Source organism: Streptomyces sp. NPDC047453 (assembly GCF_040643155.1).
GTDB lineage: Bacteria > Actinomycetota > Actinomycetes > Streptomycetales > Streptomycetaceae > Streptomyces.
Window position 1 is genome coordinate 1 of the sequence record NZ_JBEYTS010000106.1, and the last position, 17,256, is coordinate 17,256.

At 67.8% G+C, this 17,256-nt stretch carries 19 protein-coding genes; 9 read left to right on the forward strand and 10 right to left on the reverse strand.

Features of this window, described 5'->3' with window-relative positions; all coding sequences use genetic code 11:
* Positions 1-166: 166 nt before the first annotated feature.
* Positions 167-922 (reverse strand): hypothetical protein, encoded by a 756-nt coding sequence (locus tag ABZ818_RS39525; protein WP_361426195.1) that lies wholly within the window; start codon positions 920-922, stop codon positions 167-169.
* 538 nt (positions 923-1,460) lie between these two features.
* Between ABZ818_RS39525 and ABZ818_RS39530 the strand changes: the two genes are divergently transcribed.
* The 6 genes from ABZ818_RS39530 (at position 1,461) to ABZ818_RS39555 (ending at position 7,328) form a co-directional block, all read left to right on the forward strand.
* Positions 1,461-2,315: a hypothetical protein gene (locus ABZ818_RS39530; protein WP_361426198.1), complete on the forward strand. Its 855-nt coding sequence runs from the start codon at positions 1,461-1,463 to the stop codon at positions 2,313-2,315.
* 87 nt (positions 2,316-2,402) lie between these two features.
* Positions 2,403-3,521, forward strand: coding sequence for a hypothetical protein (locus ABZ818_RS39535; protein ID WP_361426201.1), 1,119 nt, complete (start codon positions 2,403-2,405; stop codon positions 3,519-3,521).
* Positions 3,522-3,582: 61 nt separating this feature from the next.
* Positions 3,583-5,301 (forward strand): hypothetical protein, encoded by a 1,719-nt coding sequence (locus ABZ818_RS39540; RefSeq protein WP_361426204.1) that lies wholly within the window; start codon positions 3,583-3,585, stop codon positions 5,299-5,301.
* Between the two features lie 203 nt (positions 5,302-5,504).
* Positions 5,505-6,041: a hypothetical protein gene (locus ABZ818_RS39545; RefSeq protein ID WP_361426207.1), complete on the forward strand. Its 537-nt coding sequence runs from the start codon at positions 5,505-5,507 to the stop codon at positions 6,039-6,041.
* Positions 6,042-6,681: 640 nt separating this feature from the next.
* On the forward strand, positions 6,682-6,990 hold the full coding sequence (locus tag ABZ818_RS39550) for a hypothetical protein (RefSeq protein WP_361426210.1): 309 nt from the start codon (positions 6,682-6,684) through the stop codon (positions 6,988-6,990).
* 188 nt (positions 6,991-7,178) lie between these two features.
* Positions 7,179-7,328 (forward strand): hypothetical protein, encoded by a 150-nt coding sequence (locus ABZ818_RS39555; RefSeq protein ID WP_361426213.1) that lies wholly within the window; start codon positions 7,179-7,181, stop codon positions 7,326-7,328.
* Positions 7,329-7,833: 505 nt separating this feature from the next.
* Here the strand turns inward: ABZ818_RS39555 and ABZ818_RS39560 are convergent.
* Positions 7,834-8,841: a recombinase family protein gene (locus ABZ818_RS39560; protein ID WP_361426216.1), complete on the reverse strand. Its 1,008-nt coding sequence runs from the start codon at positions 8,839-8,841 to the stop codon at positions 7,834-7,836.
* 308 nt (positions 8,842-9,149) lie between these two features.
* On the opposite strand from ABZ818_RS39560, the gene ABZ818_RS39565 reads away from it, so the two are divergent.
* Positions 9,150-10,598, forward strand: coding sequence for a PQQ-binding-like beta-propeller repeat protein (locus ABZ818_RS39565; protein WP_361426218.1), 1,449 nt, complete (start codon positions 9,150-9,152; stop codon positions 10,596-10,598).
* Positions 10,599-10,690: 92 nt separating this feature from the next.
* Here the strand turns inward: ABZ818_RS39565 and ABZ818_RS39570 are convergent, their stop codons facing one another.
* The 4 genes from ABZ818_RS39570 to ABZ818_RS39585 form a co-directional block, all read right to left on the reverse strand.
* On the reverse strand, positions 10,691-11,359 hold the full coding sequence (locus ABZ818_RS39570) for a hypothetical protein (RefSeq protein WP_361426221.1): 669 nt from the start codon (positions 11,357-11,359) through the stop codon (positions 10,691-10,693).
* A gap of 735 nt (positions 11,360-12,094) precedes the next feature.
* Positions 12,095-12,526: a hypothetical protein gene (locus ABZ818_RS39575; RefSeq protein WP_361426224.1), complete on the reverse strand. Its 432-nt coding sequence runs from the start codon at positions 12,524-12,526 to the stop codon at positions 12,095-12,097.
* A gap of 64 nt (positions 12,527-12,590) precedes the next feature.
* The gene (locus ABZ818_RS39580; protein WP_361426227.1) at positions 12,591-12,797 is read right to left on the reverse strand and encodes a pentapeptide repeat-containing protein; all 207 of its coding nucleotides are present in this window, start codon (positions 12,795-12,797) and stop codon (positions 12,591-12,593) included.
* A 76-nt stretch (positions 12,798-12,873) separates the two neighbouring features.
* Positions 12,874-13,062, reverse strand: coding sequence for a hypothetical protein (locus tag ABZ818_RS39585; protein WP_361426230.1), 189 nt, complete (start codon positions 13,060-13,062; stop codon positions 12,874-12,876).
* Between the two features lie 94 nt (positions 13,063-13,156).
* Here ABZ818_RS39585 and ABZ818_RS39590 point away from each other — a divergent pair, with 94 nt between their 5' ends.
* On the forward strand, positions 13,157-13,483 hold the full coding sequence (locus ABZ818_RS39590) for a hypothetical protein (protein WP_361426233.1): 327 nt from the start codon (positions 13,157-13,159) through the stop codon (positions 13,481-13,483).
* Between the two features lie 89 nt (positions 13,484-13,572).
* On the opposite strand, the gene ABZ818_RS39595 is transcribed toward ABZ818_RS39590, so the two are convergent.
* The 4 genes from ABZ818_RS39595 to ABZ818_RS39610 form a co-directional block, all read right to left on the reverse strand.
* Positions 13,573-14,682: a hypothetical protein gene (locus ABZ818_RS39595; protein ID WP_361426236.1), complete on the reverse strand. Its 1,110-nt coding sequence runs from the start codon at positions 14,680-14,682 to the stop codon at positions 13,573-13,575.
* Between the two features lie 262 nt (positions 14,683-14,944).
* Positions 14,945-15,259: a hypothetical protein gene (locus tag ABZ818_RS39600; protein ID WP_361426239.1), complete on the reverse strand. Its 315-nt coding sequence runs from the start codon at positions 15,257-15,259 to the stop codon at positions 14,945-14,947.
* 614 nt (positions 15,260-15,873) lie between these two features.
* Positions 15,874-16,263, reverse strand: coding sequence for a hypothetical protein (locus ABZ818_RS39605; protein ID WP_361426242.1), 390 nt, complete (start codon positions 16,261-16,263; stop codon positions 15,874-15,876).
* A complete protein-coding gene (locus tag ABZ818_RS39610; RefSeq protein WP_361426247.1) occupies positions 16,238-16,639 on the reverse strand; it encodes a hypothetical protein in 402 nt (133 codons plus the stop codon). Before ABZ818_RS39610 ends, ABZ818_RS39605 begins: the two co-directional genes overlap by 26 nt.
* Before the next feature lie 381 nt (positions 16,640-17,020).
* Between ABZ818_RS39610 and ABZ818_RS39615 the strand changes: the two genes are divergently transcribed.
* A partial coding sequence (locus ABZ818_RS39615) for a helix-turn-helix domain-containing protein (RefSeq protein ID WP_361426250.1) occupies positions 17,021-17,256 on the forward strand: 236 nt, incomplete at its 3' end.

Genomic DNA, 17,256 nt, shown 5'->3' on the forward strand with positions numbered 1-17,256 from the left:
ACCCGACTTCGTCGAGGCTGCTCTCGCCCTCCCCGGCGATCCCCGGTTCCGGCTGCCTCCAGCTTCACCTCGCCGCTACGACGCCGAGGCGACGGCGGTCTTCCACCTCCGTCCGAAACAACAGCGCCTCGTGGCGCACTGACAGAGTTCTTACCGGCACCCCGTGTTACCCGGCCGGGTCGAGGAGGTTGGCGAACTCGCGGTCGGCGGCGGCTTCGGCGCGGCAGCGTGCGGCGGCGGCGTGGTGCTCGTCGGCGAGTTCGGGCTGGACGGCGGCCAGCTGGTCGAGGAGGCGGGCGGCATGCTCGCGGTCTTCGCCGCGGCGGCGCAGGGCTCCGCCCCGGTCGGCTGGGGCGCTGGAGTGGTGGAAGCGGTGGTCCAGGTGGGCGATCTCGGCGCGCAGTTCACTCAGCCGGGCCTCGATGGCAGCCGCCTGTTCCCGGCGGATGCGGTCGGCCTCCTGGTCGGGAAAGCGGACCGCGTCCAGGGTGGAGCTGAACGCGTCGCCGGGGCGGTCGTCGTCCAGGCGGGCGTAGGCGTGATCGAGGTTGGCGGCGGCATCCCAGGCGGTTAGGCCGCTGCCGCCGCCGAGTGCGCGCCGTCCGTTGGCACTCCAGGCGGTGACCGCCGGGGTCCAGCGCTCGGCGGCGGCCTGCCGGGTGATGCCGCCGGCGGCCCGGCCGATGGCGGCCCAACTGGTGCCCTCCTCGCGTTCGGCGACGACGGCCTGGTTGATGACCTTCTCCAGCTGTTCGCGCAGGGCGAGGGCGCGGCGTACCCGGTCGCCGGGCGGGGCGTCGATGTCGTGGGCCAGCAGGCCGTGGGCGAGGTCGGCGAGCTTCTTCGCGCACAGGCCGTAGGAGACGCGGGCTTCGTCGCGGGGACCGAGCGTGGCGGGCACGGGCGGAGCGGTGTCAGTCATGGCCGTCAGGCTATAGCTGACGCCCGCCCCATGGCAGGCCCGGCCTGACGTTGAGGCGCTGTCACGCCGGACCTGCTCATACGGCATGGGCAAGGCAGTCCTGGCGTATGCCTCATCGGCAAGGCCGTCTTGCTAATGCTGGTATCGAAGGCTCCACCCGCCGTCCGATCACGTCATGTCTGCCTTGCTGCTGCCGTCCGCGTCAAGCCGTGCTTGCCATTTGCTTGCCCTGTAAGCCCGCCTTGACGTGCTGTCGAGTTCCGTGGACCGCAGCGTCTCGCCTCGGATAATGTGCCATATCCGAGGCGATAAAACAGACATGAGGAACCGTCGACTCCGCTTCCCGCCAGCGGCCCGAAAGTGTCGAACGCTTGACACACGCCGAGTCGGTCGACACGGCCGTCCGGCTCTGCCTCGCAGGAGGCGGGCCGGTGACCGGCGTGCCACACCCAGGCTCAATCGTCACGTGATGCTCGGGTCCCGGGGTGGTAGCGTGCATGCAAGCGTCACGTGACGATTGAAGGGGGGAGGGGTCTCTATGGCGATGTGTCTGGTGTGCGGCGCAGACCTGCCCGCGCAGCGCGGCCCGCGCGCCCGCCGCTACTGCTCGCGCGCCTGCCAGGCCAAGGCGTATCGCGCCCGCCAGCGGCAGCGCGACGCCCACCGCCTTGCCTCCAGCGACCTACAGGGTCTGCTCGCCCGGTACGACGGTGTGCCCGCGTCGGAGCTCGCCGACCAACTTGCGCTCGCGGCACGGCGGCTGGCCGCTGCCCTGGCCGCCGGGCAAGCCGTCGACGACTTCGACCTCGGCGTGCTGGCGTGGATCCCGGCCGTTCTCACGGCCCGCGCCCACCAGGCCGGTCCCGCTGCGCACGCACTGCACGGCGTCCCCGGCCGCCAGGCCGTCCCGACCGCAACCGTCGGGGAAACGGCCGTCCGCCGGGAACCGGCGGGTGCGGCCGCCGCCGGGTCGGGAGCGTCACGTGACGATTCGGGGCGGAGCGCCCGGGCCACCCGACCGGCGACGCGCGCCGTCAAAGAGCCACACGATGATTCAGCGGTAACGACCACGCCCAGCGGGATCGAGCCGCGGCCGCAGAAGCTCGCGCGGAAGAAGGCCCGCGCCATCATCGACGCCGCGGAACTGGTGCGTCACCCGGAACACCGGGACAACCACCGTTGGATCCTGCGCAGCGACGACACCGTGATCGGCTACGTGGAGCCGACCTACGGCGGCGCCTCCCGCTCCGGGCGCAACGGCTGGGCCGGCCGTCTCGGCGGCCACCCCGGCCCGCGCTGCAGGACCCGGGACGGGGCGGCGGTGGACCTGGCGGCGCGCTGGGTCCGGCTGGTCACCGCTGCACCGAAACGCACCATCACCGGCGACTCCTGACCGCCAACAACGGCTGCCGTCGGCACGTCCGATCGCGCAGAACAGCCGTGAGGGCCTGGAGGGAAACGGGACTGTGAAGGAAGGACGATGACCACCGAGCTGGAGCATGTTGAGGTCGTTGACGCCGAGCTGGTCGACGACGACGTCCCTGCCGAGGCCGCGGTCGAGGCGCACGACCCGGCGGCGGCCGCCGTCCTGAAGGCTTTGGAGAAGGACGCTGAGGAGCACCTCGACCGGATCCGGCCGAAGAAGACGAGCTCCGGCTATGCCCGCGACTGGCAGCAGTGGAAGGAGTTCCACAGCTGGCTCGCCGAGAAGACCGGCACCGAGCTGCCGCTGAGCTCCATCACTGTCGGCACCTTCGTGGGCTTCGTGACCTGGTTGGACCAGGTGCAGAAGGCCGCGCCGAACACGATCGAACGCAGGATCACCGGCGTCACCTCCGAGGCCCGCCGCTACGGATACACCGTGCCCAAGACGGCCACCGAGGCGGCCCGCCGGGCGTTGAAGCCGCTGAAGAACGACAAGGGGCGGCAGGCCCGCGGGCGCGGCAAGGCGGCGGCCGCCACCCCGGACGACCTGAAGGCGATGAACACGGCGCCCCGCGAACGGGCCCCGCAGCCGACCGCTCGGCGCCGCCTTACGCTCGTGGTGCCGGAGCTGGCCCGGCTGCGGGACCGGGCGCTCAACACCTTGAAGTTCGCCGTCGCCGGGCGAAACGCGGAGATGAGCGAACTCGATGACCCGCACATCCGGCTCGTCGACGAGGGCCTGAAGGTGCACGTCCCGTCGGTGAAGGGCCGACCGGCCCGGGACGTGCCCGTCACCTACGGCGAGAACCCCGACACCTGCCCGGTGCGCTGCTGGCTGGCCTGGCAGGAGGCCAAACTTGCCGCCGGGGCCGCCCCGGACGGTCCCGCGTTCCTTCCCGTCGACCAGTGGGGCCACCTGGGCACCATCCGGCTGTCGCCGGACGGCGTCGGCCGCGCCATGGCCCGCGCCGCCCAGTACGCCGGACTGACCGGACGCCGGATCACCGGCCACTCCGGCCGGCGGGGCCTGGTCACCACCGGCCGGAAGAAGGGCAAGCGGGTCGAGAAGCTGCGCAAGCAGGGTGGCTGGTCCGCCAACTCGGCGGTGTTTTGGGAGTACATCGACGAGGGCGAGATGTTCGAGGACGCCGCCACCGACGGAATCGGGCTGTGACCGGACCCGCGCGCCCGGTCCGGTCACCGTACGACGCACGTGAGGAGCAGGAAGGAAGGCTGTGGCCGTCAACTACTCCGCGATCTGGCAAGCGCTGAACCCGCGGCAGCAGTTCTATCTCAAGACCGTCTTCGAGGAGGACCAGGCGCGGGAGGCCGCGCAGCGTGCGGCGGGCGCGTCGGGGGAGTGGAACCGTACCCCGGCGTCCGAGTGGCGCACGATCGACGCGTACCACGAACCGGCCGCACCCCGTGAACTGGTGGGCATCACGGATTTGCAGATCCGTTGGCGGGGCGCCGGGCACCACGATCCGGGCACCGGTGCCACCATCAAGATCCTGGTGGGCCATGACCTGATCACCACCGACCTGCGGCCCACCCGGTTCGGGTACATGCACACCGTAGCCATGACCAAGCAGGGTCGGGCCTTGATGCGGTGGGTGACCCGGCCGCGGGCCTCCCGGACGAAGGTGCCGCTCAAAGAGCGGGCCGCCGAGGTCCTCGGGCAGCTCTACGAGGCCTCCAAGGGCCGCACGGGATACCTGGACTGGCGCCGCTCGCCCACCATCGACAAGGACCTCATTCCGCGCGGGCTGGCCCGCTCCCGCGGCTACGCCATGGGGTTCGAGATCACCGAGGAGGGCGTCGCCCATCTCGCCGAGCACCACGCCGCCTACGCCGCCGCTTATCCGAAGCTGAATCTGCCCGACCCGTCGGGCGCGGTCGGCTGGCCCGAGGCGGCTGACCGACTCCTCGAAAGACTCGGGGACGAATGCCGGTCGCTCGCCCTCGCCGCCGAGAGGGCCACGGAGCAGGCGAAGGAGGAACGCAGGCGGGCTGAAGGCGAGTTCAGGGAGGAGTTCCACCGGCGGACGACGGGGCTGGCCCTGGCCTTGTATCGGGAGATCTTCGAGCTGAAGAAGGGCCACGCGAAGGCCTTGGCCGACACCTACGACGGCTACCGGGAGCAGATGCAGACCGCCCTGACGGAGCGGGTGCCGCAGTACGCGGCCGCCACGCTCGCGGCGGTAACCGCACTCGTGGAGGGCGCCGACCCAGTGGCAGCGATGCGTGCCCAGACGGAGGCCCCCGTCGCCGCACTGCCGGCGTTCACTCCCACCGGGGTGGTCTCGGTTGACGTGGAGGCCGAACGCCTGCACGCGGAATGCATGCGCAAGCGGCGCCACCGGGCCGCCACCACCCGCAAGGGGAAGGCGAAGGCCGCCACCGGCCTCCAGACCGACGCCGTGCCCACCCCTGCGCGCGGCACCGAGCTGGAGTACCCGTGGGCGCTCGCCGCGCACCTGCACCGGGCGCTGCGGGACGGCTACCTGTACCGACTGCTGACCGCCCCACCGGAGGAGCCCCAGCCGAAGAAGCAGCGGCGCCCGGCCGGGCTGCTCGACAAGGTGCCCTACCGGCTGCTCGTCGCCCTCGTCAACGTCGACCAGGGCGAGCGCCATCACACCCGTCACGTCGTCGAGGCGTACGGCCGGAAGGTCACTCCCGAGGACTTGGAGGCGCTCCCCAAGGGCCTGCTACTCGGGGACGTCAGGCGTGTCACCCGCAGCGCCAAGGCCCCCAAGGTGCTGGCCGACAAGGGGTTCGCCACCGACATGGACCTGATCCAGTTCGAGCCCCGCGGCTACCACGAGGACACGTGGCCGCTGCTGCACATCACCCAGGCCGGGCTGGACCACTTCGCCGAACACCGTGCGACATACGCCGAGCTCTACCCGGACGTCCCTCTTCCCGTGCAGGCGGCTGAGGGCGAGGCCTGACGTCGCCCCTGTCCACCCTCGCGGCCCGTCTGCCCCGCCGTTCCCGGCGACGGTGCACGGGCCGCGGTGCCGTCCGGCGCGCACCGGGCCGCACTCCCCGCTTCCTTGCCGCGCCGGTCGGTGCCGCGGGAGCGGGGGTCTGGGGGCCGGCGAAGGCCCCCAGCAGCCATCGTCCTCAGCCCATCGGTGTGCACCGTCAGCGGATGCTCTCCCTGGACAACGCCTTCGACGACGAGGGGCTCACCGAGATGAACGGCGACATCGTCGTCATCACCGAGCGGCACACGGAATCACCGCGCAGCGTGCTGCGCGACCTGGGAACCGAGTACCTGGTGCCCGCGGTCGACGTGCAGATCCGGCACGTACCGCTGACGCCGACCTCCAAGTTGTACGTCCTCAACGGTGTGGAGGTCCTCTTCGGACCGTACGAGGTGATCGAGCGGCCCGTGGTTCTCGAGACCGGCGAGGAGATCAGGGCGCTCGACGTGCTGGGGCTCGGGGCAACCCTCACCCATCACATGCGCGACGGCACGCAAGAGGTGGTGTGCAAGGCGACCTCGAAGGTGCGACGCAGGCCGGAGGCACTGGTAGGGGCACTCCACCCGTTGTGCCGACGTCAGGTGCACCTGAGATGCAGGGACGACACGAGGACCGAGAGCATAGGCAGTGTGATGTCGCGCACAGCGTCACCCTGCATGCACAAGCCTCAACACCCCTATGACCTGCGCTTTTTGAAGTAGGCCGCACGAAGGCAAGGGGTCAGGACAGAAGCTACCGCATCTCCGAAATGACGTTCCCCCTGCCCCCTCAAAATATCCCACTTATACCGTTCGAGGCATTTGCGTTGTGCCGCCGATCGTTACGAGTACCCCACCCGCCTTGCCTATCCTCATCTCCAGACGAGCAACACCGGTCGCAGGACGAGGACTTCGCGGTCGAGATCGACGCTGGGGGGTCCGGGTTCTGAGGCCGACCGCGCCAACGGGTTGCTTATCGCCGCGTAGTCCGACCGTCCTTCGACACCCGGGAGGAAAAGACCAGCGGCCCCCTGCGCCAACAGGGGGCCACCTGCGTAGTCCGACAGTCCCTCATCACCCGATCTGCGCTCTGCGACAAGCATTCGACCGATTGGAGAGAAGCCATCGTTACCGCCACCGAGCCTAAAGGGCCCGGCATCCGTGAGTCGAGTTGGGCAAGCCCCTGTACGGGACACCCTGTTCCGCGTAGCCCTCTTCGGAGGCTTCTGACCAGCGGCCTCCCTTTCTGTGAACGGCTGTCTCAGCCCCCTGGATGTCGACAGCCGATGACGGCGCTGCCAGTCATCGTGGCTCGCGCCCTCGCCTATGCCGACCGCCGGGCCCAGGCGCCGAGGAGGAAGCGGTGAGCCGCCAGCGGTCCCGTCTCCCCGCTCGGGTCACCGGCTTGGTCGGAGGCGGCGCCGCGCTCGGCCTCTCGGCGTTCGTCCACGCTCCGTGGTGGGTCTACCTCGGTGTAGCGCTCGTGGCGCTGGTGCCGGCGGTGCTGCCGCAGGAGTCCGAGCACCGGCGCGACTTCTACCGCGACTACTTCCGACACCGCGAGCAGATGGTGCGAATCCGGCAGGAGCCCCTACAGGGGCCGCTGGGCCTCCCGGCTCGTAGGGAGTCGGACAGACCCGAGCCGTCCGGAGACCGGATGCCCCACGGGTAGCGGCGAGGGTGGTGTCACCGCGGTCCTGCCGGAGGCCCTGCACGGCATGGGCGGCGTCGGTAAGTCGCAGATCGCCGTCGTCTGGGACGACACGGGGTGAGGAGGTTGCGGGGCTAACCCACGACTCCTCGATGGTGATCCCGGCCGTCACCCGGCGGCCGTCCCAACTCGCCAGGAGGCCCTGCCCCATGTCCGACCCCGCCCGCACCAAGCTCGCTGTCGCCGCCCTCGGCACCGCCTTTGCCGTCAGCGTCGCCATCCAGGCCCCGCAGCTGGTCGTGCCCCTGACGTTCGGGCTGACCGTCTGGATCGCCGCCTGTGCCTTCCTGAAGCTGTGAAGCAGAGGCAGAACGGGGGACAAAGGTACGTCCCCTCGCGGGGGACGTCACCGGTCGCCCCGGCATGGGCAAGTCCAGGCTTGCCCTCCCCGTCGCCGCCTGTGTCTTCCTGGGGCCGCGTCTCGGCGTTATCCACGGGTTCCGACCAGCTCAGGCGCGAGGCCAACATGGTCAACGCGGCCCTGCTGCTGCGCCGCTCCGGTCCCGGCGATCTCCCCCTCGCCCTGGAACAGGCCGCAGCCTCGGCCTTGGGGACCATCCGTACAGCCGTTGGCGTTAAGCACTTGATCTTGGTCCCTGGGCCGCCGAGGTGAGCGTCAAAGGGGCAATGGGATGATCTTGCTCGATGAGTGCTGAACAGAAATCCGGTGTGCGGTGGGGCTGGGTGGCCAGTTTCCTTGAGCGTCGGAGGGACCGGCCGCAGGTCCCTCGAAGGCTGTCCCTTGATGAGGCTGCCGAACGCGCCGCCGACTACTTGGAGGGCCGGTAGCACGCGGGGCAGGCTCTACCGCATCTCGGCGTTCGGGTGGGGCTGGGACTGGAGCCGTTCGCGCAGGTCGATCTCCTCGGCGGTGAGTGGCTCTCCGGGCCGGCGGATACGGGCGGGCTTGGGTCGCAGCGGAAGGCCGTCATCCACCGCGGCGGCCTCGGCTTCGGCGAGCGCCCGGTAGAGCGAGGCGACCGACGGTGACTTGCCCGCGTTCTTCCCGACCTTGATCGTGAGCTTCTTCGCGATCTCGGGGACGGGGACGCCCTTGTCCTTCAGTGCGACGGCGAAGGTCAGCATGTCGTCGTCGATGACCTTCGGCCGTCCGCCGTGGTTGCCCTTGGATGCGGCGATGACTTGGCCTTCGAGGGTCTTCTCCCGGATGTAGTTGCGCTCGATCTGCCCGGCGACGGCGAGCACGGCGAAGAACATGGCGCCCATGCCGTTGGGGTCGTAGATCCCGGTGAGCGGACCGGTGAGGAGTTCGAGCTGGATGCCGCCGGCCTGGAGCTCGGCGGACAGGCTCATCAGCTCGGCCGCGTTCCTGGCCAGCCTCTTGAGCTCGTGCACCGTGAAGATGACCGGTGTATCGGGCGCGGCCTCCTTGAACTGGTGGGCCAGCGCGAGCGCCTTCTCCAGCTCGGGCCGCACCTTGACGCGGGTGCTGATCTGTTCCTTGAAGACCTTGTGGCACTCGGCCCGGTGGAGGGCTTCGAGCTGGCTCGCCAGCTCTTGGCGGGCGGTCGAGGTGCGGGAATACCCAATTCTGATCGGTCGCTCGGTGCGGGGCGCGGGCACGATCGCGAGTGCCGCGCCCTGCTTCCACGCGCGGCCCGGGTACCGGTCGGCGGGGACAAGAACTTCGAGTTCCTCGCGGAGCGCGGGGACGAGAACGAAGCGGGGGGTGTGGTACTTCGCGGCGGTCTTCCCGCCGCGGGTGCGGCAGGCGCTGCCGGCGGGCGCGTCACATTTCGTGCAGTCGTGACGTTCTACCGCAAGTGCTGCCTGATCGGGCGTGAGATCCATGCGGGAAGTCTCTCAGAAGTGCCTCGCATAACGTGCAGGTTTTGAGGGGACTTTTGCGAGTGGCGGCCTGCGGAAACGTGATCACTCGGGGGCCGTTCTCAGAACTCTCACAGATGGTCATTTATGAGAACCACGGGGCGTGACAGCCCATGGCCACAGGCTGCCCGGCCGGCGGCGGCATCGCCGGACTTGATTGTCTGCGGTAGCTTGGTCCATCACTTATTTACGGTGAGGGGCCGGAGACGCAGACGGTCACTTTAAAGAGAGAGCTGTTTCAGGCAACAGTATCCGGTAAGGGGGAGCGGGGGATGGTGCAGGCGGAGAATCGAGGCGGTGGCTCGGAACGGAATCGACGGGGGCCATCACGGCGGGCGCTCGTTGCAGGCGCGGTATCGGCAGCAACGGGGCTGGGGGCGGGTGCCTGGCTGTTCACATCTTGTCAGAGGGATACCGGTTCCGGGAAGGGCGAGCCAGGCTCCAAGGCAACGCCGCCGTCCGGGACCGCTGCACCCGATACAGCTCCAAGTTGGCCGATCAACATCACGTTCAATACCGCGCCTCCCGCATTTGAGGGAGACACTCTCTATTGCGCTGAGTACGGCGGTCGTGTCCGAGCCTTCGACGCAATTTCAGGGCGGGAGCGTTGGCGCTTCACGCCGCCACGCGAGGTCTCTCTCAAGAAGGATGTGCAGCAGTCCACGCCTCTACTGGGAGACGGGCTGGTGGTGACGGGCCGGTGGGGACGCTCTTCCGCGGTCTTTGCCTTGGAAGCAGCCACTGGCACTCTTCTGTGGTCCCGTCAGTTATCCGGCAGCCTGTCGTCGTGCACTAGGTGGAAGGATCTGGTGATCTATGCAGACCAGAATCCGTCAGAGCCACCGGACATCGGCACTGGCCACGTGTATGCCGTGCGGGCAACAACGGGCAAGCCTGTTTGGGAGATTTCCGTGCCAGCGACACAACATCTGATCCCCTTGGATGACTCTCTGCTCATCAAGCACATCGATCAAATCGGTCACCCCGATTCAGGGTGGGACGGACAGATGCGCGCCGTTGATCCGAGGACAGGCCGGTCCTTGTGGCGCAGTCCCGTCGAGATGAGTAATCCCACGGGTGAGCGGTCGGCGTCAGTGGTTGGATATACCCCCATTATTGACGGTGTCCTGTTGGCCTGGTTCCTGGCTGATTCACTGGAGCAGCCCCAGCTCGATGCCTGGCGGCTATCTGACGGGGCCCTGCTATGGACCCGCAGGGGGGACGAAAGCCTGACAGAGCCAGCCGTCGGTGCGTCGCACAATCTCTATGTAGCGGCTGACGGCCGCTGCATCGCTCTCGATGCGAGGTCCGGACGAGAGATTTGGTCGCGGCGCAGGCACAAGGCCAGCCATGAGACTCCCGTCCTGCATGGGGAAACTTTGATCGTTCCCGAATACACAGCTCACGCTGACAGCTCTCGCCTCGGAACGTCCCGATTGCTATTCCTGAACGCCGCCACCGGGGAGATGAGTCATTTCTGGGAGCAACGGGACGATGTTGATATCGTCGCTACCGAGGGCGGAGTGGTGTACGCATCAGTCCATACTGCGTTAGGGAATCGTAGCGAGCTGGCCGCCATTGATATTTCCTCGGGGAAGCAGATGTGGGTGCGCGCTGTCGAAAGTGGGAACAGCTATGAGGCGCGCGGCGAATTTCTTTATGTCTACGGTTCGAGGATGATTGATCGACTCCATGCGAGGACGGGTAAACCAACTCGCTGAGCTGTGGCCGCGTCCTGGGACTTCAACTCTCCTGAACTCGCGCAAATTGTATTAACTTGGTGGGACACCATACGGGGATCCTGCGTGGGAACTCAGTGTCCCATAGAGGTCAGCTTGTCTCGCAGTGACTTCAGTTCCTTCGAGACGGTGACGCCAGGGGTACCCATGAGGCGGTCTACCAGCGAGGATGACTCACTCAAGCAGTACGGATCAACTACGTCCTTAATGATCCAGCTGTCACCATCCGGGCGGAATTTTGGATCGGTGCCGACGTCGACTACGGCAATAGGGCCAACCGTTGTCTTCTTGCCGTCATGCTGAAAGGAAACATCTACCAGTCCGTACCAGGGTACGATTAGATCCCCGTCTGGCCCAATGGTCACAGTCAGGCGGTCGAGGTCATTATCTTTGACCGTGAAACTGATCTCCTTCGATTTCTCGTAATCCTTCAGGGGCTTGGCGGGAATTGGGAAGTCGTAGTTCATGGATACAACCAAATTCCCGCCGATTTGGTGGCATGAGGGCAGGAATCCGGACTCGCGGACGTGTACCGTCGCCTTGGTGACGAGAGATGGACCTGGGGCCCTATTGTCGAAGGTGACATCGATGTGAGGTCCATCGAACTTTCCTTCTTCCAGTACTGCTTCATCAACCGTGTCGACGACCTTGCCCTCGATGCCTCCTTTGATGTAGGCGGCAACACGCTCAACTTTGAGGTTCGGCTGACGTGCCGCTTCTGAAACTCCTGTGCTTGCCTGCACCTCCCCGCTCTCCGCTTGAGAGTGCCCGGTGTCGGAGGAGTCATTGCCATAGATGATGATGAGAGGGAGGCTGACAATTGCGGCGGCTGCCCCAAGCAGGCCAATGATGTTGGGCTTGTGCCCCCAGCGTGAACTTGGATCGCTGTCAGGTGCAGACGGCGTGCCGGTCGTCGAAGGCGCAGCCGGCGCCGCTGCCGAGGCAGATGGGGTGGCTGGCGTTGGTGCCGGCGTGGGAGTCGCTGCGGGTACCGGAGCGGGTGTGCCTTGGTCGCTTGGCGCGGATGGAGTAGGCGGCTGGGTGCCTGCTCCGTGGCTTGCAGGACTTCCGTGCGCACTTCCGCCAGTGTTACTTGAAGGGCTCGACACACGTATCCCCTAACTAGATGGTGGCCCAAGTCCCCATGTGCAGAGGCAGATTATCTAGGATCTCGTGTGGCGATGGGAAACCGTTGAGTCCTGTTCCTGGTGTTCGTGGGCGTCCGAGTTACGCAGGGTCAACGGACGACTCCGGCTTGAACCACTGAGCAAGGACGCCATCGCGTGCGCCGGGCGATGGGAGCCAGCTCCATGGCGGGCGGACGTGCCCCACGCCTGGAGGATTCGACGATCCGCGCCATTGGCTGAACCCCCTCCTGCCCCGGCTGCGCAACGATGCCGAGCTGGCCCAACAGTAGGCAACCAGACTGGGCGATGAGCCCCCTTCGAAGATCCGCTCGCCGGTACTCGTGAACGCGCTCAGCCCCTCGGTCGAGGCGGCAGTTCAAGGACGTTGCCCTCCGCTTGGTGCTCGGTCCGCAGCATCTGGTTGTTGTGGTGCAGCGAGGCGATGACCGTGTTCGCGGCGGTCAGCTGCCGGTTGAGTTCGAGCCGAGTTCGGCACGGCCCCGCAGCTATAAAACCGTGACGCCAACGGGCCTCGGTGTACGCCGCACCGCCCTTACGATGATCGGCGTGACCGTCCGCCGCGCCCTTGGCACCGGCCCCGAGGCTGCCGCGCACAGCATCCGCGCCGCCCAGGCCGACCTTCTCGACGAACTCCCCGGCGTCCACCTGCCCGACGTTGCCGAGCTGCGCGCTCGGGGCGTGCTCGGAGCCCCCACGGCGACGCTCCCCACACCGCGGCGGACCCTCGGAGCCGGCGGCCGCGCCGACGAGGAACCTCCCCACCCTGGCGCCTGACGCGCCCTCGCCGTTACCCGGAGGTTGAGGAAGGGGAGGGGGTTTTTCGGGTCTACGAGCTGGGCGAGGGTGTGTACCCACGGGAACGGGTCAGGTTCGCACCGTGCAGGTCCGCGTCGGTCAGGTCCGCACCGCGCAGGTGCGCGCCGGTCAAACCGACCCGTCCACCCAGTCCTGCCGCGCAAGGACCGGCGCATACCGCCACCGGCCGCCGGACAGCACCCACAAGGCCGGGCGGTCGCCCTTGGGCCACGTCCATACCTGCGGCTGCGGCCTGTCCTCCGGTCGCCACGGACGCGCCGGTTCGGGCTCGGGGATGAGGGTGGTCGTCTCGCTCACGCGTTCGTCTCCGCCACGGCGTCGGGGTTGCCGGCGCGGGAGGACTCGGTGACCAGGCCGCGGCGGGGGCTGTGGCCGGTGGGCCGGATGTCCAGCCGTGCGCGGGCGCCGAGCCGGGTCAGGACGTCGCCGACCGCCTCGGAGGTCAGCCCGGCCTGTGGGACGGTGCCCCACCTGCTGTGCAAACGGCGGTAGGCAAACACGGCCACTGGCTGCGCGAGGCACAACGTCTGGCGTCGAACCGATGACGCTGGGAGTCGTTAAGCAGGAGGATGTCGCATGCCTTCCTCACTCCGCGTCCTTGGCGCAACGGCCGCCGGACCCGTGGATAACGCCGAGACGCGGCCCCAGGAAGACACAGGCGGCGATGGGGAGGGCAAGCCTGGACTTGCCCATGCCGTCGCGCCTGAGCTGGTCCACAACTACGACCAGGTCATCAAGTACGCCACCGCGATTCGCACCGGCAGCGCCTCCACCGAGGCGATCCTCTCCCGCTTCACCCGCGCGGCCACCTACGAGCCTGACGGGCCGTTCCACCTGTGTACCGACGATGTGCTCGTCATCTTCGACACGGACGTCGCCGAGCGCGCCGGACTCCGAGCCTGATCAACGCCCCAGAGCGGCTCGCGGGTTCGAATCTGAGCTGACGGGCCGTGGGGCGGTGATCCGGGCACGTTGCTTGGGCCGTCGGTGGCTCAGCCGTCGAAGTTGGTCCAGGGGATTCCGAGCCGCCCCAGTGGCCGGAGAACGCTGCGATGTACCGCGCCGACCCACACCGAGGTGTTCCCGTGCCACTGGTCCGTCGTCTCGGCGATCACGCCGGGTGCGACGTAGAAGCGTGTGGAGTCGTTCGGCCAGCGCCAGGGCTCCCACGGCACCGGAGTCAGTGCGGCTGTCAGCGTGTCGACGTGCTCGGCGGCCAGATCGGTGCGCAGGGCGTTGTAGGGGGCGTTCATCATGGCCTCATACAGGGCGAACTGGAGCAGGAAGCCGCTCAGCGGCTGATGCTCCCGGCGCAGCTCGTACCCGTCCTGGTCTATCCATACGTCAGGGTCGGGGCGCGATGGATCGAACAGCCAGGTGAATCCGCCCTGGTTCTCGTCTCCGAAGGCGATCAGGCCGTCGTGCTCCTCCCGCCACGCGTGTGGGGGCCGCAGACGGTTCTGAACGCCGAGCAGGGCGGGCCGGTGTCGGGCCAGCCGGTAGAACACGGCAAGCGGTTCGGGAACTTCCCATGGGGCTGCGGCGAACGTGCCGAGGTCCTGGTAGGTCTCGGGGATCCAGCCTTCGACGAACTGCGTCAGCGCTTCGAGCGGGCTGGCGGTCATATACGTGAGCCAGTCCAGGTTCGGCAATGTCTCGGGTTCGGCAGGCGGCCTGACCCGGTTCAGGAGCTCCGGGGTCAGTTCCGGCTCTATCGTCAGGGCCGCGTAGTCCAGGCATCCGTCCGTGTATCTGGCCTGCCCCGGCTTGCCGACTCCCAGGTATACGTAGCCTTCCGGCAGTCGGGTCAGCAGATGGACCGGTCGCGTGTCCGGGCACTGGGTCCAGCTCCATTCGGGAGAGTCCGGGGGATGTCCGAACAGGCGGACGCCGACGTCGTCGACGAATGGTCCGTGAAGGTGGAACCGGCGGCCGTTCCATACGCCGCTTACGTCGGGCCCGTCCCGCAGGTCCGCAATGATCACGGTTGCGGAGTCGCCGAGCAGGACGGAGGCGCCATCGATCTCGCAGCCGATGACGTTGTCGCCGGCCAGGCGTATCGCAGCGCCCTCGGTGAGGAGATCATTCGGGTTCACGGACATGCGACGGACCTTATCGCCGTCGCGGATCATTCGGCCGCCACGGCGGCTGGGCTGACGGCTCCCGCGCCCTGCTCGGCTACCTGGAGGAGGGCGACCGCTGGGAGCGCAACCCCGTCACCGGCCTCTGACCACACCCGGCCTCCGAGGCCCGCCGGCACCGCACCGCGCGGGCCTCCACCGTTCCCCAGGTTTCTGGACTTTCTGGACCGCCCCACGCGCGCGCACGGGAGCCGTCGACACCCGGCCGATAGGGGAAACCGTGTTACCGGTCCTTGCCAAGGGTCGGAAGCCCGCCACGGTACGGGCGGTACGCAGGCCCGTTGGCGCGCGGGGTGATGCCGAGCTTCTTCTTCAGCGCGGCAAGATGCTCGGCGTCCGCCTGGGCCTGCTTCTCCTCGTCCTCGGCAGCTCGAAGCCGTGCAGCTTCCGCATCGGGGACGATCCGCTTGGGCTGCATGGTGTCGAAGTTCTCGGTCTCGAAGAGGAAGCCGAGGCCCCACAGCCGGTACTGTTCAGCAGCCTCGCTGTCGCCACGCTCGATGGCCTCGCGCTGCTCCGCCTCAAAGTGGCGTGCCATGCCGATACAGAAGGCATACCGGCTCTCGCCGATCCAGGTTTCCCGGACATGGTGTTGCTGTCGCTGGCGCCCATCATGTCCCCCTCGAGGCTCCGTTTCACGGATGGTAGGCGCCCAACGGCGAGCCGAGCCGTGAAACCGCCCAACGCCCGCACAGCGAAGGCCCGGCCACCCCACCGTGAGACCCGCACCCGGCCCGCTGACATGCGGATAGGTACATCGGTGAAACCCGTGAGACCGTCCTACGCACGCGCGCGCGGGCAGTCGCGCATCCGGTTCCGCCCCGCCCCCGCGCGAAGGCCGGAGACCCCCAGACCCGTACACCCGGCGAGAGCCCTCCCCCTCGGTCCGCCCCTCGAGCTCCCAAGGGGCCCCTCCCCACAAGACGCCCTTGCATGAGCGGGGGGCGCCTTTCGTCCTTCTGTGGTGGTCAAGCCCGTCCAACGCAGTGCCCGCAGGGCTTCTTGTTCTCGGCGCGGGCCTCGGCCTTGGTCACGTGGAGGATGGGGCGGATCGTTCGTCCCGCCTCCACGTTGACCGCTCTCCTGGAGTGGAACCCCGTGGTGCAGTCGGGCCGGTGGTGATGAAGCGCTGTTCGGTCACGATCGTGGTCCTCACGGCTCGATGACGCGGTACTGAACGGGCCGGTCCTGCACCTTGACCAGCAGGCCGGCTTTGGCGAGGCGGCGGTAGGTTTCCCGCACGTATTTCTCGTCCGGGGCATATCCGGCATCACGCAAGACGGTCACGCCACGGGTGGTGTCCCACAGGCCGCCTAGCGTGCGAATTGAGTGCTCCAGGCTGCCGCTCTGAGTGGAATCATCGGCCATGGTCGCATTCTCCTGCTCGTGGTACTTGCGGACGTGGTTGCGGATGCTGGACGGGGCGGCAGCGTAGCCGCAGCCGTAGTTGCAGTACCGCCAGCCGCCTTCGGTGAGGGCGGCGGCGCGGACGGAGTTGTCGGGGCCGTAGCCGTGGTTACTGGTCGAGGAGTTCTCCGACAAGGGTGTCGAGTTCTTCGGCGTGCGGTGACTGCGCCAGGGCCTGGCGCACGCTCTGCCTCAGACGGACGAAGTAGGTGCTCTCGTCGAGGTCGAGGGCCGCGATACGGGCGGTCTCGGCCTCACCAAGTTCGGCGAGTCGACGGTGCTTGGGGTTACCGGCGTCGTACAGCGGGATGGGCAGGTTCCACAGGCTCTTATCGATGTCCCGCTCATCCTTGCCGTAGGACATGAAGGGACGGACCAGCTCGGTGGTGACTGGGGTGTTCAGAATCGCGCACAGGTACATGCCCTCTTCCCGGCTGGCGACCGTGCCCCAGTACAGCTTGTGCTCCATGATCATGCTTGGGTCGTCGACCAGCGCTGCGACCACATGCATGCCGGATGCCCCGTAGACCACGCGGAGCGGTGTTCCAGGAACTTGGAGGCTGAGCCCTCTCCTGAAGTTCAAGCGCTGCACGAGCGTGGTACTGCGGTGTTTCGTCCAACGCTGCTCTGCCTGGCGCCACCACTGGGCCACATCCGGATAGCGATCGAGATGGGGGTGCTCGCCGTCCATGAGCGTGGCACCCTCCAGGGGCAGCACAGCCTTGCGGGGCGGCAAGACTCGATAGGGGAGCACACTCTCGCCGAGCATGACCGGCCGGATGAACTGTGACTCGACGATCCCTTCTAGTGCTGTGACCGCATAGGTTCGCCGGGTTGGTGGTCGTGGCGGTTGGATGTGTGGTGACGTCCGATCCGAACCGCTGGGGGTGTGGTGGCCGAGCCTGTCCGTGTGCGCAGGTTGACCGACCAGGAGGGGCAGAAGCTGCAGCAGATCGTGCGCCGGGGCAGTACCAGCTCGGTGCGCTACCGGCGCGCGATGATGCTTTTGGCCTCGGCCGGCGGGAACCGCGTCCCGGTGATCGCGAAGCTGGTGCAGGCCGACGAGGACACCGTCCGCGACGTGATCCACCGGTTCAACGAGATCGGCCTGGCCTGCCTGGACCCTCG

Bases quoted from the DNA above. Each gene is read 5' to 3' on its own strand.
- ABZ818_RS39600 (WP_361426239.1), bottom strand. From the start codon at position 15,259: ATGGCACGCCACTTTGAGGCGGAGCAGCGCGAGGCCATCGAGCGTGGC.
- ABZ818_RS39560 (WP_361426216.1), bottom strand. From the start codon at position 8,841: ATGGATCTCACGCCCGATCAGGCAGCACTTGCGGTAGAACGTCACGAC.
- ABZ818_RS39530 (WP_361426198.1), top strand. From the start codon at position 1,461: ATGGCGATGTGTCTGGTGTGCGGCGCAGACCTGCCCGCGCAGCGCGGC.
- ABZ818_RS39545 (WP_361426207.1), top strand. From the start codon at position 5,505: ATGCTCTCCCTGGACAACGCCTTCGACGACGAGGGGCTCACCGAGATG.
- ABZ818_RS39565 (WP_361426218.1), top strand. From the start codon at position 9,150: ATGGTGCAGGCGGAGAATCGAGGCGGTGGCTCGGAACGGAATCGACGG.
- ABZ818_RS39535 (WP_361426201.1), top strand. From the start codon at position 2,403: ATGACCACCGAGCTGGAGCATGTTGAGGTCGTTGACGCCGAGCTGGTC.
- ABZ818_RS39525 (WP_361426195.1), bottom strand. From the start codon at position 922: ATGACTGACACCGCTCCGCCCGTGCCCGCCACGCTCGGTCCCCGCGAC.
- ABZ818_RS39580 (WP_361426227.1), bottom strand. From the start codon at position 12,797: ATGGACGTGGCCCAAGGGCGACCGCCCGGCCTTGTGGGTGCTGTCCGG.
- ABZ818_RS39610 (WP_361426247.1), bottom strand. From the start codon at position 16,639: ATGCATGTGGTCGCAGCGCTGGTCGACGACCCAAGCATGATCATGGAG.
- ABZ818_RS39595 (WP_361426236.1), bottom strand. From the start codon at position 14,682: ATGTCCGTGAACCCGAATGATCTCCTCACCGAGGGCGCTGCGATACGC.
- ABZ818_RS39590 (WP_361426233.1), top strand. From the start codon at position 13,157: ATGCCTTCCTCACTCCGCGTCCTTGGCGCAACGGCCGCCGGACCCGTG.
- ABZ818_RS39555 (WP_361426213.1), top strand. From the start codon at position 7,179: ATGTCCGACCCCGCCCGCACCAAGCTCGCTGTCGCCGCCCTCGGCACC.